Consider the following 21,887-nt stretch of genomic DNA (forward strand, 5'->3'; position numbering starts at 1 on the left):
GGCTCACAGCGGTGGCTGGGCCGGGGCCGGGCCCAGGGTGGTGGTGCCCGGGGCGGTGCGGTGGCCGAGGCCGGTGCGGTAGGCGTCCAGGGCCGCCTCGATACGGCCCGTGCGGCGCAGCAGGTCGCCCAGGAGGCGGCACAGGTCGGCGAGGTCGCCGGCCGCGCCCGCGCGTTCCAGCAGGCTGAGCGCACGGACGTAGTGCTCCTCGGCGGCCTCGGTGTCCCGGGCGTCCTCGGCGATGATGCCGAGGAGTCGGTGGGCCGCGGCGGCGTGCACCGCGCCGCGCTCGGAGGAGAAGTCGCCGAGGACGCCCTCCAGGAGTACGGCGGCCTCCTCCGACTTGGCCCGGCGGTGCAGCACGTCGGCCAGTTCCACGGCGGCCTGGCTGCGGTACAGCGCGGCCCGGCTCTCCGAGAGCATCGCGTACGCCTGCCGCAACTCGGCCTCGGCACGCTCCAGTTCGCCGTTCTGGACGCAGACGTAACCGCGCATCCAGTGACAGTTGGCCAGCTCGGTGCGCAGCTGCAGCTGGCGGTACAGCTCGGCCGCCTTGGCGAGGGAGGCGTCGGCCTCGGCGACCCGGCCCTCGGCGATCAGGGTACGGGCCACCGAGCGGTGCATCCGGGCGATCAGCGCGGGGTCCGCGGCCCGCGGGGCGAGCGCGAGGGCGAACTCGGCGGCCTGGGCGGCGCGGGCGTGCGCGCCCATGTCCATGTACGGGCCGATGACGCTGGCGTAGAGCAGCAGCAGGGCGTCGGGGTCGTGCAGTCCGCCGCGGTTCAGGTCGTCGAGGGTGGACTCCAGGAGGTAGACGGCGTAGCGGAGTTCACCGGCGAGGTAGTGGGAGACGGCGCGGCCGCGGACGGCCGGTACGCGCACCGGGAGCGACTGGTCCGCGAGGCAGTCCTCGGCCCGTTCGAAGAACTCCCGGGCCTTGGCCAGCTCACCTGTCTCCAGGGCGGATTCACCGAGCCCGAGCAGCGCGCTGGCCTGCTCGCCGCCCAGCCCATGGGTCTCGGCCTCCTCCCGCAGCGCCGCGTACTGCACGGCGGCCTCCTCGGCCCGGCCGTCGGCGAGCACCCGCTGGGCCTCGGTGAGCCGAAGCCTGAGGTCGGTGGCGAGATGCGCGGGCCGGCCGACGGCCAGCTCCTCGAAGGCCACGCCGAGCCGGCCGGCGATGTGCCGCAGCGCCACGTCGGAGGCTCGCACGCGGCCCGCCTCCAGGGTGGAGATGTAGGCGGGTGTGTAGGCGGGCTCCGCCAACTGTCGCTGGGTCAGCCCGCGTTGGATGCGCAATTGCTGTACGCGCCTGCCGACGACCTCGGGATCATCCCGTTCGCGCATCCCCGATTCCCCCCAACTCCCTTGATTCCCCTTGCCGTTCGCATCGCCCAGCCCTAGGTTAAACGGCAACTTAAGCATGCTTAATACGTCGCTGTCGTGTAGCGAGGTCGCCGTGCACGAACGTACATCCGCACCCTACGAACGGCAGAACACCAAGTATGTCCGTGGCGTCGCCGCAGCGGTGGTGGCCGTGGCGGCACTGATCACGGCGGCGAACACGGGCCCGGCCCACGCGGCGACCCCCGCCCCCACCGCCGCGACGAGGGCGGGGAGACCGGCGGCCTCGCCGCCCTCCCCCCTCGTACGGGCGCACAACCGGTCACCACGCGGACGGAATTGATCCCCCGCACGGGGGCTCCCGTGCGCCCGGCCCGCATACGCTGGCCCCGTGACTTCTCCCGCCGCCCGTACCGCCCTGGACCTGACCTCCGACCTCCCGGTGCCGGACCTGGAGGACCTCTACCGGGACCTGCACCGCCACCCCGAGCTGTCCCTGTGCGAGCACCGCACCGCCGGGACGCTGGCCGGGCGACTGAAGGGCGCCGGGTTCGAGACGACGGAGGGGGTCGGCGGCACCGGGGTCGTGGGGCGGCTGGTCAACGGGGACGGGCCGGCCGTGCTGCTGCGCGCCGACATGGACGCGCTGCCGGTCAAGGAGGAGACCGGGCTGCCGTACGCCTCCGAGACGGACGGCGTGATGCACGCCTGCGGGCACGATCTGCACGTCACCTGGCTGACCGGGGCCGCCGAGGCGCTGGCCGCCGGGCGGGAGACCTGGCGGGGCACCCTGCTGGTGGTGGGCCAGCCGGCCGAGGAGAGCGGGCGGGGCGCGGCCCGGATGGTCGCGGACGGGCTGTACGAGCGGTTCGGCCGGCCGGACGTCCTGCTCGGCCAGCATGCCGCGCCGGGCCTGGCGGGCCTGTACCCGCACGCGCCGGGCCCGATCATGTCGGCGGCGACGGACGTGGACATCGTGGTGCACGGGCGGGGCGGCCACGGTTCACGCCCGGAGGCGACCGTGGATCCCGTGGTGACCGCCGCCTATCTCGTCACCCGGCTGCAGACGGTGGTGTCGCGGGAGATCGCCGCCGGTGACGCGGCCGTGCTGACCGTGGGCCGGATCGAGGCCGGCATCCGGCACAACATCATCCCGTCCGAGGCACGCATCTCGCTGAACCTGCGCACCCAGTCCGAGGACGTACGGCAGCGGATGCTGGCCGCGATCCGGCGTATCGCGCGGGGCGAGTGCCTGGCCGCCGGCTGCCCGCGCGAGCCGGAGGTGACCATCGGCAGCACCTTCCCGATGACCGTCAACGACGCGGACACCGACAGGGCCGTGGCCGCCGTGCACGAGGAGGTCTTCGGCGCGGGCACGGTGTTCGACCCGGGCCCGGCGATGGGCAGCGAGGACTTCCCGCACCTGGCGCTCGACGGCGCGATCCCGTACTCGTACTGGTTCGTGACGACCACCCCCGCCGAGGTGTGGGACCAGGCCCCCGGTGACACCCTGCCGCAGAAACTCGCGGCCGTGCCGAGCAACCACAGCCCGCACTTCGCGCCCGACCTGTCCGTGGTCGCCCCGGGTGTCCGCACCCTCGTCTCCGGGGCCCTGGCACTGTTGTCGGTGGCGTGACCCGGGAGTACCTGCGGGGCCCTACGGCCCTCAGGGGGCCGCCTGCAGCTGGCGCAGCTGCCGCCGCACGTTCTCCAGCGCGCCCTGCCGACGGCCCGGCACCCGCAGCCGCAACTCCGCCAGCGCCGACCCGAGTTCCCGGGCCGGCGCCGCCTCCGTGATCCGGCCCCACTGGTGGTGCGCCCGGTCCACGGCCGCCTCCACCGCGGGCGAGTCCACCGGCTGCCCCGCCCCCAGCCGGGCCCCGGCAACCCCCAGCCAGGCCCGGCAACTGCGCACCGGATCCCCCGCGAACATCGCCAGATCCGCCCGCACCTCCGCCCAGTGCAGCGCTTCTTCGGACCCGGGGCCGTACGAACGAACGGCGGCGACCTCGTGCCGCGCGGCCAGCGCATCGGCCTCGGGGTAGCGGCCCGCTTGGACTTGGGTGGTGATGGCGGCGTGGGGGTCGACGGCTGCGGGGGCGGCAGCGACGGTGACCGGAGCGTGGAGCACGAGGGCGGCAGCCGGGCTCCGCGGGTGGCCGTTCAGCCCGCCGGGACGGACGGGCGGGTGGGCGAACACCAGACTGCGGCCCGCGGCCACCTCCCCCACCCGAGCCATCGCCTGCTCGTGCAGCTCGGCGAGCGGCGGCCGGTACCCGCTCCTCAGCAGCGTCGCCACGGCCTTCATGTACGCCGGCTCGGCCGGCCCCCGCCGCCCGGAAGCCCCCACGACACGACCGTAGACGGCGGCGCTGGGCCCGCATTCCAGCCCGCGCTCGGCGACGTGGCGCCAAGCCTCGTCATCCGCGTACAGGTCCACGACGAGCGTCGTGTCCACGGCCGACCGCAACCGCAGCTCCTCCCGCACCCAGTGCCAGGGCAGCCCGGTATAGCGCACGGTGGCCGGGGTGGTGCGCGCCAGCGCGAGATGCGGCAGCCGCTGCCGCCGGTCCAGCTGCAGCTGCCCGGCGATGTACAGGGTGAGCGGTCCGGGCGCGGCGGCCGCGGCGCGCAGCCGGGTCAGCACGGCCTGCGGCTCCAGCGGGTCGACGAGTTCGACCACGTGCGCGGTGTCGGTGCCGGACAGCACGGCGGGGGCGACGGCCGCCAGCACCGGCAGCACACCGGCCGCGTTCACCAGGCACCCCCGGCCCAGCGGCGAGGCCGCGAGCAGCAGCACGGTTCCGGGCATCGTCCCTCCCCCTGTCGAGCCTGATCCGCTCTCCAGCCAGCACCGTAACCGCTGCGGCTGCAAACCCGCGCCCCAGGAAGGCATCAGGACCGCAAACGTCCCTCTTCGCCGTCTTCGCCCGCCGCCTCCTGTATCCGCCGCACGGCGAACGCCGTGGTGTCGTCGCCCAGCCGGCCGCCGCTGTGCCGCAGCACCCCGTCGCGGACCCGGCGGACCAGGTGCCGGGGCTCGGCCAGGCCCGGGTCGGCGGCGACCGCGTCGGCGATGTCCCGGGCCAGCGGATAGAACGCGCCGAAACGGTCGCGGGCCTCGCTCACCCCGTCGGTGACCAGCAGCAGGGTCTCGTCGGCGGCCAACGGCACCCGGCGCACCGGCGGCAGGCCGCCCACGAGGTCGCAGAGGCCGAGCGGCAGCCCGTCGCCGCTGGGCAGTTCGCCCACTCCGCCCGGACCGACGGCGAGCGGTGCCTCATGGCCGAAGTTGACGACCCCGATGGTGGGGTAGGGGTCCTCGGGGAAGCCGATCAGCACGGCGGTGGCGAAGCGGTCGCCGTCGTCGCGGCCGAGCGCGGTGGTGTGCCGGCGGTGCCGCAGTATCCGGATCTCCAGGCGTTCGGCCACGGTCGCGAGGTCCTTCTCGTGGTACCCGGCCTCACGGAAGGTGCCGAGCAGCGCGGCGGCGGTCTCCACCGCGCCGAGGCCCTTGCCCTGCACATCGCCGACGAGCACGCGGGTGCCGTGCGGTCCGGGCTGGATGTCGTAGAAGTCGCCGCCGACCCGGGCCTCGACATCCGCCGCCAGATACACCCCGGCCTGGTCCAGACCGGCCCAGCGCGGCGGCAGCGGGCGCAGCACGGTACGGCGGGTGGTCTCGGCGATGTCCTGGATGTGCAGGGTCTGCCGCTCCTTGCGCAGCCGCACGGCGGAGGCCATCACAGCCATCAGCCCGCCGAGGGCGACCAGGACGAAGTCGCCGAGACCGGCCCGGTACTGGTCGGGCCACGCGCTGTCGACGGCGACGTACGTCACCACCGCCAGCCCGGCGAAGGCGGCGGTCGTCCACATCCCGCAGATCGCGGCGGCCGTGCCGGGGACCAGCACGATCCAGCCGACGATCCGGAACCGTTCACTGGTGTTGAAGTCCAGCAGCACGATGCCGACGAGCAGCAGCAGGGGCGGCACCCAGGCGACGCTGTGGCCGCGCACGCTCAGCAGCTGGCGCCGCCGCCCGTACTCCAGGTCCGTCACGGCGGGCAGCCGCCCATGCCCCCCACGCCCGCCGTGCCGTCCATGCCCTCAGCGAAACACGGGAGAGGACCGGCCGCATCCGGGCACCCGTCACTCTCCTGGCCGACTTGCCAGCCCCCGCCCCCAGGTGTGCTCTGGAGGCGGGGGCAAGGAGAGAGGAGTGCTCTCATGGCTCAAGCGGCACCCGCGCCCGGCGGCATGTCCCGCCCCGGGGGCACCCGGGAGATCGCGACCCGGACATCCGGGAGGCGCACCCGTCCGCCCGACGTCTTCGACGCGCGCACCCACCGCATCGCCCACATCGCCGGCCCGGTCGTGCTGGGTCTGGTCTACGGCTACTGGGTCGCGGCCGACGCCCGCCAGGGCGGCTCCATCACGGGCGGGAACCTGCTGCTCGGCTGGATCAGCGCGCTGGTGTTCGCGGCCGTGACCGTCGCCCTGCTGACGCTGGCCCCGCGGATGACGAGGGAGGTGCACGCACTGCTGTGGACGGCGTTCGCCGGCTGCGCGTTCGGCTTCCTGTACATCCAGTCGGGCCACTCGGTGTGGCGGACCGTGATGCTGTCGCTGATCATCGCGGGGTGCACCTTCGCCACGTTCTTCTACCGCTACTACACGCGCGAGGACGCGGCCGGGAACCGGGTCCGCTGAGCGCGGGGGCCGTGACGGCGTGTGCGTACGGGCCGTGACGGCGTGTGCGTACGGAACGTGACGGCGTGTGCGTACGGAACGTGACGAGGTGTACGCACGGACCGTGACGAGGTGTCCGTACGGGCCCGTGACGGCGTGTCCGTGCCGGCCATGAAGGCCTGTCCGTGCAGGCCATGACGACATGTGCGTGGGCCCCTGGCCGACCACCGGGGGCCCACGCACTCCCCTGCCCCCTCTTTCCCTCACCCCCCGTCACACTCCGGCCGGCAGAAGCCGGAGATGCCGGGGCGGCCGGAACCGCTCTCGCCGCAGCCGGTGTTGTGCCGGCCGCCGTCGTCCTTCCCCCAGGAAACACCCGTTCGGGCGAACCCTCCACCGGAGAGCGGAATCCCCAGCTCCGGCATGGGATGCCGTGGGATGCCAGGGGACGCGGCCCCGGGGGCACCCGTTCGGCCCGGCCCTCCCCCGAACGCACTCCTCCCGCTCGCGCCCCCGCCACGGGGGCCGTTGTCTGGAAGCGTGCCCCCACGCCTCAGGAGCGCCCTGTCGGCCGTACTACTCGCCCTGTCCTGCCTCCTCGTGCCCTTCGGCGCGCTGGCGGCCTGGGCGGCGTACGGGCTCGCCGACACCGGCCGGTACGTCACCACCATGGCGCCGCTCGCCGCCGACCCGAACGTGCGGGACGCCCTCGCGGACACCGTCGGTGACGGCATCCTGCGCGCGCTGGGCCACAACCTGGACGTCCCCCCGATGGGCGGCCCGGTGCGCCCGTTCGTGCGCGACGCGGTGCGTTCCTTCACCCAGACCGAGGCCTTCCGGCTGGCCTGGGACACCGCCAACCGGATCACCCACGACGCGGTGCTGCGCGCCCTGCGCGACGAGGAGGACTCGGCCGGGCGTCCCGTCGTCGTCGACCTCGCCCCCATCACCGACCAGGTCAAGCGTCAGCTGACCCGGGACCATGTGCCGCTCGCCGCGCGCATCCCGGTGGAGCACACCGCGGTCTCCGTGCTCCCGGCGGACGAACTCACCTCATTCCGGAAGGGTTTCCACGTGCTCGAAATCGCCGGTTTCTGGATGCCGGTGGCGGCCGCCGCCCTGGCCGCCACCGGGATCGCGCTGGCCGTCCACCGCCGTCGCGCCGTCGCCGCGACCGCGCTGGGCACGGCCCTGGGCGGCGCCGCGCTGGCCCTGGCGTTGGCGGTCGGCCGCACCATGACCCTCGCCGACCTGCCCGCCGACGTGCCCCACCCGGCCGCCGCCGCGGTCTACGACGCCCTCACCGCGACCCTGCGCACGGTCTCCTGGCTCCTGCTGGGCCTCGGCCTCGCGGTGGCCCTGACCGTCTGGCTGACCCGCCACCTGCTCCCGGCCCACCGCCGGACCCCGACCACCACACCCTCACCGGCGCCGGCACCCGCTCCGGCCCCGGCCCCGGCCCCGGCCCCGACCGAAGCCCGGGTCTGACCCGCCCGTACGCGGCACGGGTACGACCGGACGGCCGCCCCGACGTCGTCGCGTGAAGCGACAGCCCAGAGGCAGGCCCGCGTCCGGCGCCGGCTCCCGCACCCGCACCCGCACCGGCACCGGCACCGAAGCCCGGGTCCGACCCGCCCGTACGCGGCACGGATGCGACCGGACTCGGGGTACGGACCCGGGCCCCCCGCCCCCAACTCCCGTGCCCCGGCGCATCCCTGGCACCACCGGACGGCCGCCCCGTAGGCTCGTCACGTGAAGCGACACCCCGGAGGCAGGCTCGGTGTCTGGTGTGCCGGGCTGCTGCTGGCCGGGGTCGGTGTGGTGGTCGGCTGCCGGGTCGCCGGTACCGACGGCGTCACCCCCGTACCCCAGCTGCTCGCCTTCCTGCCCTGGCTGCTCGTGCCGACCGGCTTCGCCCTGCTGTGCGCGCTGCTCACCCGCTGGTGGCCGGGCCTGGTGTGCGGGGTCGCCGTACTCGGCCTGCTCGCCTGGTACCGGGAGCCGTACGGCAGGGTCAGCGAGCCCCCCGGTCCGCCGCTCGCCACCCTGCGCGTGCTGACCGCCAACGTGGAGTTCGGGCGCGGCACCCCCGCGCTGGTCCCGCGGATCCGCGACCGCCGGCCGGACCTCGTCTTCGTCGAGGAGTGCGAGTACACCTGCCAGGCCACGCTGGAAGCCGACTTCGCGACCGCCTACCCCTACCGGCAGGCGGTTCGCGCGGCCGGCTCGCACGGCTCGCTCATCCTCAGCCGCTTCCCGCTGCGCCCCACCGCCGGCGTCCGGGGCACGATGGGCATGCCCGGCGCCGTCGCCGACATACGCGGCCAGGCCGTACGGCTCCAACTCGCCCACCCCATGCCGCCGCTGCCGAACCAGGTCGGCCTGTGGCGGCGCGAACTCGGCAGGCTCCGCGCCTTCGCCGCCGCCGGCCCCCGCACCCCCACCATCCTCGCCGGCGACTTCAACGCCACCCAGGACCACGCCGCCTTCCGCCGTATCCTGGACGCCGGGCTGACCGACGCCGCCCGCCTCGCCGGGCAGGACCGCGCCGCCAGCTGGCCCGCGCGCACCGCCTCCGTCATCGGCGCCCAGATCGACCACGTCCTGCTCTCCCCGGACTTCACCGCGACCGGCGCCCGCTTCCTGCGCGTGGCCGGCACCGACCACCGCGCCCTCGTCGTGGACGTCACCCTCCACCAGCGGCGATGACACCGGGCGACTCCGGGTGGACCGGGGTGATGCGGTGATAATGGCGGCATGTCGCGAGAGTTCCCCATCGGCCTCACCCCTCCCGACTGGCTGATCCGGAACCTCCGCCCCCAGCAGGCCCCCGTCAACAAGCCCGCCATGGCCCGCGCCGCCCTCGCCATGGCCCTGCCCCTCGCGATCGGCCTCGCCACCGGCCACCCGGCGTACGGCGCCCTCGCCTCCATGGGCGCCCTGTCCGGCGTCATCGGCGACACCGCCGACGCCTACCGCATGCGCGTCCTCAACATCGCCGTCCCGCAGCTCTTCGGCGCGGCCGGCGTGACGCTGGGCACGCTGGTGTACGGGCACGGCTGGTACGCGGTGGCCGCGGTGACCGGGGTCGCCCTGGTCTCCGGCATGATCTCGACGATCGGCGCGGTGGCCTCGGTCTCCGGTCTGCTCCTCCTGCTGAACTGCGTGGTGGGCGCGGGCCTCCCCCTCCCGCACCCCTGGTGGCTGGCTCCCGCCCTGATGACCGGCGGAGGCCTCCTGGTCCTCATCCTCGCCCTCCTGGCCTGGCCCTTGCGCTCGGGCGTGCCCGAACGCGCGGCGGTGGCGGCCACGTACCGCACGGTCGCCGCACTCCTGGCGGTCTCCGGCACGGACCGGACCGAGGAGTACGAGGACGCCCGCCGCACGGTCACCCAGTCCCTCAACCAGTCCTACGACCTGATCCTGGCCCGGCGCGCCCGCCACCACGGCCGCAGCCTCGAACTCACCCGTCTCCTGGCCCAGTTGAACGCCATCACGCCGGTGGTGGAGGTGGCCCCCGCGGCCCATCTGGCGGGCCGCCCCCTGCCGCCCGGGATCCCCGAGGCGGTCCACCACCTGGCTCAGGCGGTGGAAACGGGCGACACGGACCCGGCAGCCCTGGACCTCCCGGCCCCGGCGACCGAGACGGCCCGGGCGGTGGACCACGCCCTGCGCCACACGGCCGAGGTCGTCACGACCCCCGATGTGGACCCACGCGGCATCGACGACCGTCTGGGCCGTCCCGCGGCGCTGGGCATCCGCACCGCACGAGCGGCCCGCAACGTCGTCCTGTCGGCCAACTCCTGGCGCTACGGCCTGCGCCTCGCGGTCTGCATCGGCATCGCGCAGGCCCTGGTGTCGTTGATCCCCGTTCCCCGCTCCTACTGGGTGGCCCTGACGATCACCTTCGTCCTGAAGCCCGACTTCGGCTCGGTCTTCTCCCGCGCCCTGCTGCGCGCGCTCGGCACGGTGGCGGGGCTGGTGATCGCGGCGGTGGTCCTGGCGGAGGTCCCGCTGGGCTGGTGGGACGTACCCGCGATGCTGCTCCTGGCCCCCTTGATCCCGGCCCTGACCCCCCGGGGCTACGGCTACCAGACGGCGGCGATCACCCCGGTCATCCTCCTCCTCTCGGACATCCTGAACCACCAGGGCACGGCGCTGCTGCTCCCCCGTCTGACGGACTCACTGCTGGGCTGTGCGATCGCGCTGACGGCCGGCTACCTCCTGTGGCCGGAGAGCTGGCGCACGCGCGTGGGCGACCGTCTGGCGGACGCGGTGGCGGACACGGCGGCATACGTGGAGACGGCCTTCGCCACCACCACGGACCCCGCCGCCCGGGCCCGTATGCGCCGCCGCCTCTACCGCGACCTCTCGGACATCCGTACCGAGTTCCAGCGGGCCCTGACCGAACCGCCGCCGACCGGCCGGCGCGCGGCTGCCTGGTGGCCGCTGGTGGTCGCGGTGGAACGCATCATCGACGCCACGACGGCGGCCCGCGTCCGCGTGAGACACGGTGCGCCGCCGCCGTCCCCGGCCGAGATCACCCAGGTGGTGCTGCAGCTCAGGGAGCTGTCGGAGGGGGTACGGGACGCGGAAACACTGGCCCCGGTCCGCACGGATCTCACCGGTCCGGCCGACAGCGTTCTCGAACCTCTTCGCCAGGAAGTCGCGGCGGCCCGGTCGATTGCGTCTCCCCACTGAGCCCTTCGCTAACCTTACGTGTCCGTCCTGGCCAGGGATCGACGGGCATCAACTTACGCGAAGGGGTGCGCATATGGGCATTCTCACTCTCCTGCGGAACGCATTCGGCCGCTCACGCAAGGGGCGCGCCGCCGAGGCAGAGGGTGCGGACCGCCTGCCGACACGACCGGAACCCACCGTCCCTGAGCCCCGCACCTCGTCCCCCGAGGAACACGAACTGGTCTCAGCGGCCTTCGACAAGGTGAAGGTCCCCCACCCTTCGACACCGGAGGCGGACACGACACCCAGCACCGAGCCGGGGTCAACGGAAACGGCCGACACCGAGCCGGAGGCCGACGCCAACACCGAGCTGAAGGCAGAGCAGACGGCAAGGCCGGAGGCCGGCAAACCAGCTGCCACCGAGACCGAGACCGAGCAGCAGGCAGAGCCGGAGGCCGGAAAGACGGCAGAGCCGGACTCCAGCAAGACAGCTGAGGCCCAGACCGAGCAGCAGGCAGAGCCGGAAACCGGAAAGACGGCAGAGCCGGAGGCCGAGCAGCAGGCGGAGCCGGAGGCCGGAAAGACGGCAGAGCCGGAGGCCGGCAAGACAGCTGAGGCCCAGACCGAGCAGCAGGCAGAGCCGGAAACCGGAAAGACGGCAGAGCCGGAGGCCGAGCAGCAGGCGGAGCCGGAGGCCGGAAAGACGGCAGAGCCGGAGGCCGGCAAGACAGCTGAGTCCGAGACCGAGCAGCAGGCAGAGCCGGAGCCCGGGCAGACGGCTCAGGCCGACACCGAGCAGCAGGCAGAGCCGGAGCCCGGCAAGACGCCAGAGGCGGAGGCCGGCAAGACGGCTCAGGCCGAGACCGAGCAGCAGGCGGAGCCGGAAGTCGGCGACGCAACCGCCCCGCAAGCCGCCGACGGCGAGGACGCCCCGCAGGGGCCACCCGCACCCGACGACGAGACCCGCACGGGTGGTGCGGGTGGGAACACGACCGCCGAAGGCGAAGCCGAGGCGGACATCGAACCGCACACCGAGAAGACCCCCGAGCCTGAGGCACAGCAGGTCGCGGAGCCGGTGCCGACGCCGGCCGAGGAGATTGCCGTACCGGCCGAAGAGACGACCACCCCGCAAGCCGCCGAAGGCGAAGCCGAGGCGGACATCGAACCGCAGGCCGAGGAGACCGCCGAGACGGAGGCCGCACACGCCGAAGCGCCGCAGGCAACCGGCAAGAAGACCCCCGCCACCTCCCCCACCAAGATCAGGTCCCGCACCCCCTCCCTCGCCACCGCCTACAAGGCCGCCACGGTCACCCTCAAGAAGACCGACCTCACCGGCACCCGAGCAAAGCTCTACCTCGTGCTCGACCGCTCCGCGAGCATGCGCCCGTACTACAAGGACGGCTCCGCCCAGGCCCTCGCCGACCAGACCCTCGCCCTCGCCGCCCATCTGGACCCCGAGGCCACGGTCCACGTCGTCTTCTTCTCCACGGAGGTCGACGGCACCACCGACCTCACCCTCACCCCGGACCACGAGACGAAGATCGACGACGTCCACGCCGGCCTCGGCCGCATGGGCCGTACCAGCTACCACGCCGCCGTAGAGGCCGTACTCGGCCACTACGACAAGAACGCCGCCCCCGGCACCCCCGCCCTGGTCGTCTTCCAGACCGACGGCGCCCCCGACGCCAAGACCCCCGCCACCCAGTCCCTCACCGCGGCCGAGACGACCCACCCCGCCGTCTTCTTCTCCTTCGTCGCCTTCGGAGAGCACGACAACAAGGCCTTCGACTACCTCCGCAAGCTGAAGAGCGCCAACACGTCCTTCTTCCACGCGGGCCCCACCCCCCGCGAGCTGACGGACACGGAACTCTACGAAGGCGTACTGACCGCTTGGCGGCCGTAAGCAGTCGTAACCCGCTGTAACCAGCCGTAACCCCGGGCCGCCCCTTCCCACCCTGTAAAACGGGAAGCGGGCGGCCCACCCATGTCGGCTACGATTTCAAGGTTCGAAACCGCAGAAAAGCAGCGACCTGGGAGCAGCCACGATGGCTCGACACCTCATCACCAGCGCCCTTCCGTACATCAACGGGATCAAGCACCTGGGCAACATGGTGGGGTCCATGCTCCCGGCGGACGTGTACTCCCGGTACCTCCGCCAGCGCGGCCACGACGTCCTGTACATCTGCGCCACCGACGAGCACGGCACGCCCGCCGAGCTGGCCGCCAAGGAGCAGGGCCTGCCGGTCGACGAGTTCTGCGCCCAGGCGCACGACGCCCAGAAGGCGGTCTACGACGGCTTCGCGCTGGCCTTCGACTACTTCGGCCGCAGTTCCTCCCCCGAGAACCGCGAGATCACCCAGCACTTCGCCCGCAAGCTGAACGAGAACGGCTTCATCGAGGAACGCGCCATCCGGCAGGTGTACAGCCCCGCCGACGGCCGCTTCCTCCCCGACCGCTATGTCGAGGGCACCTGCCCGCACTGCGGCTACGACAAGGCCCGCGGCGACCAGTGCGAGAACTGCACCCGGGTCCTGGACCCCACCGACCTGATCAACCCCCGCTCGGCGATCTCCGGCAGCACGGATCTCGAAGTGCGGGAGACCAAGCATCTCTTCCTCCTCCAGTCCAAGCTGGAGAACGAGGTCCGCGAGTGGGTCGCCCGGCACGACAGGGACTGGCCGCAGCTCGCCTCCTCCATCGCCCACAAGTGGCTGACCGAGGGCCTGCACGACCGCGCGATCACCCGTGACCTGGACTGGGGCGTCCCGGTCCCGGCCGACACCTGGCCGGAGCTGGCCGCCGAGGGCAAGGTCTTCTACGTCTGGTTCGACGCGCCGATCGAGTACATCGGCGCGACGAAGGAGTGGGCCGACCAGGACCCGGACAACCGCGACTGGAAGTCCTGGTGGTACGACGCGGACACCGAGGTCCGCTACACCGAGTTCATGGCGAAGGACAACGTCCCCTTCCACACGGTGATGTTCCCGGCCACCGAGCTGGGCGTACGCGAGCCGTGGAAGAAGGTCGACTACGTCAAGGCCTTCAACTGGCTGACGTACTACGGCGGGAAGTTCTCCACCTCGCAGAAGCGGGGCGTCTTCACCGACCAGGCTCTTCAGATCCTCCCGGCGGACTACTGGCGCTACTTCCTCATCGCCAACGCGCCCGAGTCCGACGACTCCTCCTTCACCTGGGAGCACTTCACCGCCACGGTCAACAAGGACCTCGCGGACACCCTCGGCAACTTCGTCAACCGCGTGCTGTCCTTCTCGAAGAAGCGCTTCGGTGACGAGGTGCCCGCGGGCGGCGAGCCCGGCGAGGCGGAGGCCCGCCTCGGCGAGGAGATCGCCCGGCTGCTCGCCGAGTACGAGCAGCAGATGGAGGCGCTGCAGTTCCGCAAGGCCGCCGCGGCCCTGCGCGCCCTGTGGTCGGCCGGCAACTCCTACCTGGAGGAGAAGGCCCCCTGGCTGCAGATCAAGACCGACAAGGACGCCGCTGCCCTCACCCTGCGTACGGCGATGAACCTGATCCACCTGTACGCGGTGGTCTCCGAGCCGCTGATCCCGGCCACCTCGGCGGCGATGCGCGGCGCCTTCGATCTGTCGGACGACACCGCCTCCTGGGTCACCGCGGACGAGGCCAAGTCCCTCGCCTCGGTCCCGGCAGGCACGCCGTTCACGGTCCCGCCGGTGCTGTTCGCCAAGCTGACGGACGAGGACCTGGAGAACTACAAGCAGCGCTTCGGCGGCGAACCCGCCTGACCGACGGAACACAGCCGATCGCCCTCCACGCGCACCTGCCCGGTGCGTGGAGGGCGCAGGGTCGTCAGCGGAGCACCCCGGCACCGGCGCCTTACGACTCCTCAGTGGCCGCCGCCGGAACGGAAGTTGCCGTGTCGCGGGGAGATTCTCCGGCTCAGGACGCGAACCCGAGGACGAGCGCGGCGACCACCGGTGCCGCGTAGACGAGCGGGAACGGGATGTGCGTATACCAGGGCGTGTGACAGCGGCCCGGAAAGAATCTCTGGCAAAGTACCGATGTCGTGAACCTCCCCGAACCTCACCGGCGGCTCCTCGCGGATGTCGTCACGGCGGGCGGCCCGTACGGACTGGTCCTGGCCGGCGGTTATGCCCTGCAGGCGCACGGTCTGCTGGAACGCCCGCACGCCAATCTCGACTTCGCGACGGAGAGCTCCGAGAGCATGGACCGGATCGCCGCCGCCGTCGGCGCCACCCTGGAGGCCCGCGGCCGGCAGGTGCGCGCCGGCGCCGTCGCCGGGCTCTCCGCCCAGCTGACGGTCACCGACCCGCCGACCGGTGAGCCCTGTGCCCTCGCCCTGCACAAGGAGGCCTTCTGGCAGCCGCCGGAGCTCACCGAGTACGGGCCGGCGCTCTCCCTCGAGGACGCCGTCGGTACGAAGATCCGGGCGCTGTACGACCGGGGCGCGGCCGTCGATCTGATCGACGCGCGGGCCGCCGCGGCCCGGTTCTCCCTGCCCAACCTGGAGGAACTGGGCCGCAGGCACGCCCACGACCCGTTCGACCTGCCCACCCTGCAGTCCCGGCTGACCGGCACGGACTTCTACTCCGACCTGGACTTCGTCCGGTACGGCCTGGACGAGACCGAGGTCGGCGCGCTGCGCGCCTGGGCCCAGCGCTGGTCCGACGACATCGCCGAACGACTGCTGGAGGACGGCGCGTCCCCCGACGAGGAGGACGAGGACGACGAGCAGAACGAGGACTGAGCCGCGTCAGCTGCCGCCCGGGGCCTCCTGCGGGGCCACGCCCGGCGTCGGATGGGTCCGCGGTTACTTCGGCTGCGGCTTCCTGATGCTCAGGTGCAGCTCGCGCAGGCGGGACTCCTCCAGCTCGGTCGGGGCGCCCATCATCAGGTCCTGGGCGTTGCCGTTGAGCGGGAAGGCGATCGTCTCGCGGATGTTGGGCTCGTCCGCGAGGAGCATGACGATACGGTCCACGCCGGGCGCGATGCCGCCGTGCGGCGGGGCACCGAAGCGGAACGCGCGGAGCATGCCCGCGAACTTCTCCTCGACGGTCTCACGGTCGTAGCCCGCGATCTCGAAGGCCTTGAGCATGATCTCCGGCTCGTGGTTCCGGATCGCGCCGGAGGACAGCTCGACGCCGTTGCAGACGATGTCGTACTGCCAGCCCAGGATGTCCAGCGGGTCCTGGGTCTCCAGGGCCTCCAGGCCACCCTGCGGCATGGAGAAGGGGTTGTGCGAGAAGTCGATCGCGCCGGTCTCCTCGTCCTTCTCGTACATCGGGAAGTCGACGATCCAGCAGAAGCGGAAGACGTCCTCCTCGAAGTGACCGGCGCGACGGGCGGCCTCCACCCGCACCGCGCCCATGACCTTCGAGACCTCGTCGAACTCGCCCGCGCCGAAGAAGACCGCGTGGCCGGCGGCCAGCGACAGCCGCTTGGTCAGCTCGGCGACGTTCTCCTCGGTGAGGAACTTCGCGATCGGCCCGGAGAGGGAGCCGTCCTCGGCCACCCGCACCCAGGCCAGGCCCCTGGCGCCCAGCGAGACCGCGAACTCGCCGAGCTGGTCGAAGAACTTGCGCGGCTGGTCCTGGACGGCCGGGACGGGCAGCGCGCGCACGTGCTTGCCGGCGAACGCCTTGAACTCCGAGCCCTCGAAGACATCGGTGATGTCGACCAGTTCCAGCTTGGCGCGCAGGTCCGGCTTGTCGGAGCCGTACTTGAGCATCGCCTCGCGGAACGGGATCCGCGGGAAGGGGGACGTCACATGGCGGCCGTTGCCGAACTCCTCGAAGAGTTCCGTCATCAGCTGCTCGATCGGCTGGAAGACGTCCTCCTGCTCGACGAAGCTCATCTCGACGTCGAGCTGGTAGAACTCGCCCGGCGAGCGGTCGGCGCGGGCGTCCTCGTCGCGGAAGCAGGGCGCGATCTGGAAGTAGCGGTCGAAGCCGGAGATCATCAGCAGCTGCTTGAACTGCTGCGGAGCCTGCGGCAGGGCGTAGAACTTGCCGGGGTTCAGGCGGGAGGGGACGACGAAGTCGCGGGCGCCCTCGGGGGAGGTCGCGGACAGGATCGGCGTCGCCATCTCGTTGAAGCCCAGCGCCGTCATCTTGTGGCGGATCGCGGAGATCACCGCCGTACGCAGCATGATGTTGCGGTGCATGCGCTCGCGGCGCAGGTCCAGGAAGCGGTACTCAAGGCGCCGCTCCTCGTTGACCCCGTCCTCGCTGTTGATCGTGAACGGCAGCGGCGCGGCGGCGCCCAGCAGCTCGACCTCGGCCACCTCGACCTCGATCTCGCCGGTGGGCAGGTCGGGGTTGATGTTCTCGGTTCCACGTGAAACAACGCGGCCGTCGACGCGGACCGTCGACTCCTTGGAGATCTTGTCCAGGGCCTCGTACGCCGGTGTGCCGGGGCGGGCGACCAGCTGCGTGATGCCGTAGTGATCGCGCAGATCGATGAAGAGGATGCCGCCCAGGTCGCGCCGATTGTGCAGCCAGCCACTCAGCCGGACGTCGGTGCCGACGTCAGAAGCGCGGAGCTGGCCGCAGGTGTGGGACCTGTACCGATGCATCGTCGTTCATCCAGTCTTTGCGGATCGGGTGTCGCCAGGCGGGTACGGCCTAGGCCATCCCAAGGGTACCGGGCACCCCAAGATCGGCTCCCCACCATTACTGCCGTACGGCCACCTGGGCCCGGCTCCCCGTTCTCGGCGGCACCTCCAAAATGTGCTGCCCGTCAATCGGGGTGTTCTTACAGTGGCACCTATCGATCGGATCTTCCTAAAGTGGGGCAATGCGTACTGGCGAGACCCTCCCGTCCATCGGGGACGTCCTCGCCGCCCTCGCGACCGGGATGTGGCACTGGGACACGGCTGCCAGGCTGGTCACCGTGGACGCGGAGGCGGCGCGGCTGCTCGGTCTGCCCGCGCAGGCGACCACCCTCACGGAGGCCCAGACCCGGGCCCGGCTGCACCCGGTCGACTGGAACGAGATCACCGGAGTGGTCCCGCTGGCCGTCGCCGAGGGCACGCTCGCCGAGGTGCGCATCCGGATCATGGACGAGCAGGGGAACATCCTGCGCGTCGTACGCAGCCGGTCGAAGCCCTCCTACGACGCCGAGCGGCAGGCGTACGAGCTGATAGGCACCCTTCAGGAGGTCACCGAGCCGACCCCGGGCACCCGGGCCGCCCGCAGCGCGGTCACCGGCGACTGGCGGCGCTCCCGGGAGGCGTTCTTGCTGGACGCGGGCCGGGCACTGGCCGAGGCGCGGTCCACGGCGGAGGTGCTGCGGGTGGCCGGCGGCCTGTCGATGCCGGGGTTCTCCCCGGACGGGCTGGTGGTGTTCGGGGTGGCGGGCGACCGGCTGACGATCATCGGCCAGCACGGGCACCAGCCCGGTGACATGGGCCCCTTCTCGAACATGCCGCTGAGCACCGACTATCCGGCGTCCGAGGTCGCCCGCACGGGCCGCGCGGTGTACATGTCCTCGCGCGCGGAGTACAAGTCCCGCTATCCGACGACCTGGCCGCTCGCCCGGCGCTTCGGCCGCCGCTCATGGGCCTTCATGCCGCTGACGGTGGCCGGGCGCACGATGGGCGCCTGGATGGCGGCGTTCGCCTATCCGGTGGCGTTCACCCCCGACGAGCGCGCGGTCCTGACGACGGTGGCCCGGATGCTCGCCCAGGCGCTCTCCCGCGCGGAGGCCGCCGAGTCGGAGCGGGAGCTGACCGAGGGCCTGCAGCGCTCCATGCTGCCCTCGCTGGGCCCGGAGATCCCCGGGATGCAGGTGGCCGCCCGGTACATCCCGACCGGCGGCGGACTCCAGGTCGGCGGCGACTGGTACGACATGATCCCGCTGCCCTCCGGCCGCTTCGCGCTGGCCATGGGGGACGTGCAGGGCCATGACGTACGGGCCGCGGGCCTCATGGGCCAGCTGCGCATCGCCCTGCGCGCCTACGCCTCCGAGGGCCACCGCCCCGACGCCGTACTCTCCCGCGCCTCCCGGTTCCTGCACGGCATCACGCACGACGACCGCGACGACCACCTGGCCGACCTGCGGTTCGCGACCTGTGTGTACGCAGAGGCCGACCCGGTGACCGGCATGCTGGAGATCGCCCGCGCCGGGCACCCGGACCCGGCGATCCGGATGGCCGACGGCACGGTGATGCTGCGGCCGACGGCGGGCGGGCTGCCGCTGGGCATCGACCCGGACGCGGACTATCCGACGACCCGGTTCACCCTGGAGTCCGGCGAGACGCTGATGCTCTGCACCGACGGCCTGATCGAGACCGGCGGGCACGACCTGGAGAGCGGCTGGCGCCGGCTGCGCGCGATCCTCGAGGCCCACCGGGTCGACGACGGAGCCGATCTGGAGTCGCTCGCCGACGCGCTGGTGCAGGCCGTGCACGGGCCGTCCTCGCACCACACCACCGGGCCCCTGGCCGACCGGCGCGAGGACGACATCGCACTGGTGCTGCTGTGCCGGCCCCAGGAGGGCACCGCAAAACCCTCGGTCCGGCGCACCCTGCTGTCGGTGGCGCAGGACGAGCCGGACCGGATCGCCGAGGCCCGCCGGCACCTGCGCGAGCTGCTGCACGACTGGGCCGACACGGACCAGGTCGACTCGGCGGCCCTGCTGATCTCCGAGATGGTCACCAACGTCCTCGTCCACACCGACGCCGACGCACTGCTGCTCGCCGAGGTGACCGGCGAGGCGGGCGCACGGCGGCTGCGGGCGGAGGTCACCGACGCGGGCGACGACCTGCCGCACCGGCGCCGCCCCGGCGAACTGGCCTCCTCCGGCCGCGGCCTGATGCTGATCGAACTGCTCGCGGACGCCTGGGGAGTGGACCCGCGCGGCGAGGGCAAGAGCATCTGGTTCGAGCTCTACGAGTCCGGGGGTGCCGCGTCGGGTGACGGGTCGGGTGACGTGTCGGGTGCCGTGTCGGGGGGCTTGTGGGAGGCGGGCGGGGAGGACGCCTCGGAGGGTGCCGCATAGCGCGTCCGCAGTTCCTGTACGACCCCGAAGGCGGCCGCGGTCAGGGGCACGGCGAGGAGCATGCCGAGGATGCCCGCGACGGAGGCCCCGGCGGTGATCGCCAGCATCACCACGGCGGGGTGCATCTGCACGGTCCGGCTCTGGACGACCGGCTGGAGCACGTGCCCCTCCAGCACCTGCACGGCGAGGACGACCCCGAGCGCCCACAGCGCGATGACGAAGCCGCGGTCGGCGAGGGCGACCAGGACGGCCACCGCGCCGGAGATGAAGGCGCCGAGGTAGGGGATGTAGGCGCCGACGAAGACGAGCGCGCCGAGGCCGATCGCGCCGGGCACCTGGAGGATCAGCAGACCGACGGTGATGCAGCCGGCGTCGATGAGCGCGATGACGGTCGTCCCGCGCATGAACCCCTCCACCGCCTCGAAGGCCCGCCGGGCGATGGCCTCCAGGGTGTCGGCGGTGCCGCCGGGCGCGAGGGACCGCAGGGTCTCCATGGCCCGGTGGGAGTCGCGCAGGAAGAAGAAGACGAGCAGCAGGGCGAGCACGGCCATGGCGATGCTCTCGGCGGCGACGCTGACCCCGCTGATGACGTTGGACGCGGCCGTACCGCCGAACCTGCTCAGCAGCTTGCGGGAGTTGGCGGCGAGGTCGTCCAGGCCGGTGCCGGCGGCCCCGAAGTGCGCCGAGACGCCCTTGGCGGCGTCCCGCAGCGAGGCGATGATCTGGTCGCCGGTGTCGATGAGCGCGGCGACCACGATGTACACGGCGCCGCCGACGACGGCCACGACGGCGACACAGGTGAGCCCGGCCGCCACCGACGCCTGCATCCCGGCCCGCACGAGCCGCCGGTACATCGGGCCGAGCAGGGCGGTCCCGAGCAGCGCGAGCAGCACCGGCGTGACGGCCGTACGGAACTCCCCGCACAACCGCACCCCGACCCAGCCGACGCCGGCGACGAGCAGCAGTACGACACACCAGGCGGCCAGGCGTCGGACGGGGTCGGGCAGGAGCGGCACGCGTCCAGCGGATCATGGAGGCCGACGGGTGTCCTGCGGCGCGGGGCCGGGCGGGTGAGGGGCACAGGAGCGGTACCCCGGCGGCATGGGAAGGGGTCCAGGGGGCGGAACCCCCTGGACCCCCGGGCCGGTACCGGAGCCGTCAGTCCTGCGGCCCGCTCCCGTTCATGCCATGCACCGCGGGAATCGTCCCGAGCCGCCCCTTCTGGAAGTCCTCGAAGGCCTGCATCAGCTCTTCCTTGGTGTTCATGACGAACGGGCCGTAGTGAGCCATGGGCTCACGAATCGGCTGCCCGCCCAGCAGCACGACCTCCAGATCCGGCGTGTGAGAGTCCTGCTTCTCGTCCGCGCGGACCGTCAGCGAGGCCCCGGCCCCGAACACGGCGGTCTGCCCGAGATGGACCGGCCGGCGGTCCGTACCGACGCTGCCGCGCCCCGCGAGGACGTACGCCAGCCCGTTGAAGTCCTCCCGCCAGGGCAGGGTGACCTCGGCACCCGGAGCGAGGGTCGCGTGGACCATCGTGATCGGGGTGTGGGTGATGCCGGGGCCCTTGTGGCCGTCCAGTTCACCCGCGATGACCCGCAGCAGAGCGCCACCGTCCGGGGTCGTCAGCAGCTGCACGTTGCCTCCGCGGATGTCCTGGTAGCGCGGGGCCATCATCTTGTCCTTGGCCGGGAGGTTCACCCACAGCTGCAGACCGTGGAAGAGACCGCCGGAGACGACCAGGGACTCCGGCGGGGCCTCGATGTGCAGGAGCCCCGAGCCCGCCGTCATCCACTGGGTGTCGCCGTTGGTGATGGTGCCGCCACCGCCGTGGGAGTCCTGGTGGTCGAAGACGCCGTCGATGATGTACGTGACGGTCTCGAAGCCGCGGTGCGGGTGCCAGGGGGTGCCCTTGGGCTCGCCCGGCGCGTACTCCACCTCGCCCATCTGGTCCATCATGATGAACGGGTCGAGGTAGCGGTAGTTGATCCCGGCGAACGCCCGGCGCACCGGGAAGCCCTCGCCCTCGAAACCGCTCGGAGCGGTCGTGACGGCCAGCACGGGACGTGCCACGGCGTCGGCGGGAGCGGTCACCCGGGGCAGCGTCAGCGGGTTCTCGACGGTCACTGCAGGCATGGTCGGTACCTCCTCGTGCGCTCACTTTAGTTGAGCATTGA

The 21,887-nt window shown here is 72.6% G+C and carries 15 protein-coding genes; 9 read left to right on the forward strand and 6 right to left on the reverse strand.

Translation table 11 applies throughout. The features are described from left to right. Positions 1 to 3: 3 nt before the first annotated feature. Positions 4 to 1,347: a helix-turn-helix domain-containing protein gene (locus BFF78_RS20730; RefSeq protein ID WP_069779744.1), complete on the reverse strand. Its 1,344-nt coding sequence runs from the start codon at positions 1,345 to 1,347 to the stop codon at positions 4 to 6. A 388-nt stretch (positions 1,348 to 1,735) separates the two neighbouring features. On the opposite strand from BFF78_RS20730, the gene BFF78_RS20740 reads away from it, so the two are divergent. Further along, the gene (locus BFF78_RS20740) at positions 1,736 to 2,980 is read left to right on the forward strand and encodes an amidohydrolase (protein WP_069779746.1); all 1,245 of its coding nucleotides are present in this window, start codon (positions 1,736 to 1,738) and stop codon (positions 2,978 to 2,980) included. Between the two features lie 30 nt (positions 2,981 to 3,010). Here BFF78_RS20740 and BFF78_RS20745 read toward each other — a convergent pair whose 3' ends face one another. Next, positions 3,011 to 4,156 carry a hypothetical protein gene (locus BFF78_RS20745; RefSeq protein WP_069779747.1) on the reverse strand — a complete coding sequence of 382 codons (1,146 nt, stop codon included), beginning with the start codon at positions 4,154 to 4,156 and terminating at the stop codon, positions 3,011 to 3,013. A gap of 83 nt (positions 4,157 to 4,239) precedes the next feature. After that, complete coding sequence (locus BFF78_RS20750) at positions 4,240 to 5,403, reverse strand: PP2C family protein-serine/threonine phosphatase (protein WP_069779748.1); 1,164 nt, start codon at positions 5,401 to 5,403, stop codon at positions 4,240 to 4,242. Positions 5,404 to 5,571: 168 nt separating this feature from the next. Here BFF78_RS20750 and BFF78_RS20755 point away from each other — a divergent pair, with 168 nt between their 5' ends. The 7 genes from BFF78_RS20755 to BFF78_RS20785 all read left to right on the forward strand — a co-directional run bounded on the left by BFF78_RS20755 (position 5,572) and on the right by BFF78_RS20785 (position 15,457). After that, positions 5,572 to 6,054, forward strand: a complete 483-nt coding sequence (locus BFF78_RS20755) for a hypothetical protein (protein ID WP_069779749.1) — start codon at positions 5,572 to 5,574, stop codon at positions 6,052 to 6,054. 519 nt (positions 6,055 to 6,573) lie between these two features. Beyond that, a complete protein-coding gene (locus BFF78_RS20760) occupies positions 6,574 to 7,521 on the forward strand; it encodes a hypothetical protein (protein WP_069779750.1) in 948 nt (315 codons plus the stop codon). Between the two features lie 264 nt (positions 7,522 to 7,785). After that, the gene (locus BFF78_RS20765) at positions 7,786 to 8,742 is read left to right on the forward strand and encodes an endonuclease/exonuclease/phosphatase family protein (protein WP_069779751.1); all 957 of its coding nucleotides are present in this window, start codon (positions 7,786 to 7,788) and stop codon (positions 8,740 to 8,742) included. A 48-nt stretch (positions 8,743 to 8,790) separates the two neighbouring features. Continuing rightward, complete coding sequence (locus tag BFF78_RS20770; protein WP_069779752.1) at positions 8,791 to 10,734, forward strand: FUSC family protein; 1,944 nt, start codon at positions 8,791 to 8,793, stop codon at positions 10,732 to 10,734. 73 nt (positions 10,735 to 10,807) lie between these two features. Next, on the forward strand, positions 10,808 to 12,616 hold the full coding sequence (locus BFF78_RS20775; RefSeq protein ID WP_079161408.1) for a VWA domain-containing protein: 1,809 nt from the start codon (positions 10,808 to 10,810) through the stop codon (positions 12,614 to 12,616). Positions 12,617 to 12,758: 142 nt separating this feature from the next. Then, positions 12,759 to 14,474, forward strand: coding sequence for a methionine--tRNA ligase (gene metG, locus BFF78_RS20780; protein ID WP_069779753.1), 1,716 nt, complete (start codon positions 12,759 to 12,761; stop codon positions 14,472 to 14,474). Between the two features lie 281 nt (positions 14,475 to 14,755). Beyond that, positions 14,756 to 15,457: a nucleotidyl transferase AbiEii/AbiGii toxin family protein gene (locus BFF78_RS20785; RefSeq protein WP_069779754.1), complete on the forward strand. Its 702-nt coding sequence runs from the start codon at positions 14,756 to 14,758 to the stop codon at positions 15,455 to 15,457. A gap of 63 nt (positions 15,458 to 15,520) precedes the next feature. On the opposite strand, the gene aspS is transcribed toward BFF78_RS20785, so the two are convergent. Continuing rightward, positions 15,521 to 17,284, reverse strand: coding sequence for an aspartate--tRNA ligase (gene aspS / locus BFF78_RS20790; protein ID WP_069779755.1), 1,764 nt, complete (start codon positions 17,282 to 17,284; stop codon positions 15,521 to 15,523). Positions 17,285 to 17,505: 221 nt separating this feature from the next. On the opposite strand from aspS, the gene BFF78_RS20795 reads away from it, so the two are divergent. After that, on the forward strand, positions 17,506 to 19,710 hold the full coding sequence (locus BFF78_RS20795) for a SpoIIE family protein phosphatase (protein ID WP_069779756.1): 2,205 nt from the start codon (positions 17,506 to 17,508) through the stop codon (positions 19,708 to 19,710). Here the strand turns inward: BFF78_RS20795 and BFF78_RS20800 are convergent. Next, positions 19,599 to 20,726: an AI-2E family transporter gene (locus tag BFF78_RS20800; RefSeq protein ID WP_069779757.1), complete on the reverse strand. Its 1,128-nt coding sequence runs from the start codon at positions 20,724 to 20,726 to the stop codon at positions 19,599 to 19,601. The two genes, BFF78_RS20795 and BFF78_RS20800, sit on opposite strands and share 112 nt — an antisense overlap. A gap of 142 nt (positions 20,727 to 20,868) precedes the next feature. Continuing rightward, the gene (locus tag BFF78_RS20805; RefSeq protein ID WP_069779758.1) at positions 20,869 to 21,846 is read right to left on the reverse strand and encodes a pirin family protein; all 978 of its coding nucleotides are present in this window, start codon (positions 21,844 to 21,846) and stop codon (positions 20,869 to 20,871) included. Positions 21,847 to 21,887 lie beyond the last annotated feature (41 nt).

It is taken from the genome of Streptomyces fodineus (assembly GCF_001735805.1).
Lineage (GTDB): Bacteria > Actinomycetota > Actinomycetes > Streptomycetales > Streptomycetaceae > Streptomyces > Streptomyces fodineus.

Excerpts from the sequence above, each read along its gene's own strand:
- BFF78_RS20730 (WP_069779744.1), bottom strand. The coding sequence starts at position 1,347 with ATGCGCGAACGGGATGATCCCGAGGTCGTCGGCAGGCGCGTACAGCAA.
- BFF78_RS20795 (WP_069779756.1), top strand. The coding sequence starts at position 17,506 with ATGCGTACTGGCGAGACCCTCCCGTCCATCGGGGACGTCCTCGCCGCC.
- BFF78_RS20770 (WP_069779752.1), top strand. The coding sequence starts at position 8,791 with ATGTCGCGAGAGTTCCCCATCGGCCTCACCCCTCCCGACTGGCTGATC.
- aspS (WP_069779755.1), bottom strand. The coding sequence starts at position 17,284 with ATGCATCGGTACAGGTCCCACACCTGCGGCCAGCTCCGCGCTTCTGAC.
- metG (WP_069779753.1), top strand. The coding sequence starts at position 12,759 with ATGGCTCGACACCTCATCACCAGCGCCCTTCCGTACATCAACGGGATC.
- BFF78_RS20775 (WP_079161408.1), top strand. The coding sequence starts at position 10,808 with ATGGGCATTCTCACTCTCCTGCGGAACGCATTCGGCCGCTCACGCAAG.
- BFF78_RS20805 (WP_069779758.1), bottom strand. The coding sequence starts at position 21,846 with ATGCCTGCAGTGACCGTCGAGAACCCGCTGACGCTGCCCCGGGTGACC.
- BFF78_RS20755 (WP_069779749.1), top strand. The coding sequence starts at position 5,572 with ATGGCTCAAGCGGCACCCGCGCCCGGCGGCATGTCCCGCCCCGGGGGC.
- BFF78_RS20745 (WP_069779747.1), bottom strand. The coding sequence starts at position 4,156 with ATGCCCGGAACCGTGCTGCTGCTCGCGGCCTCGCCGCTGGGCCGGGGG.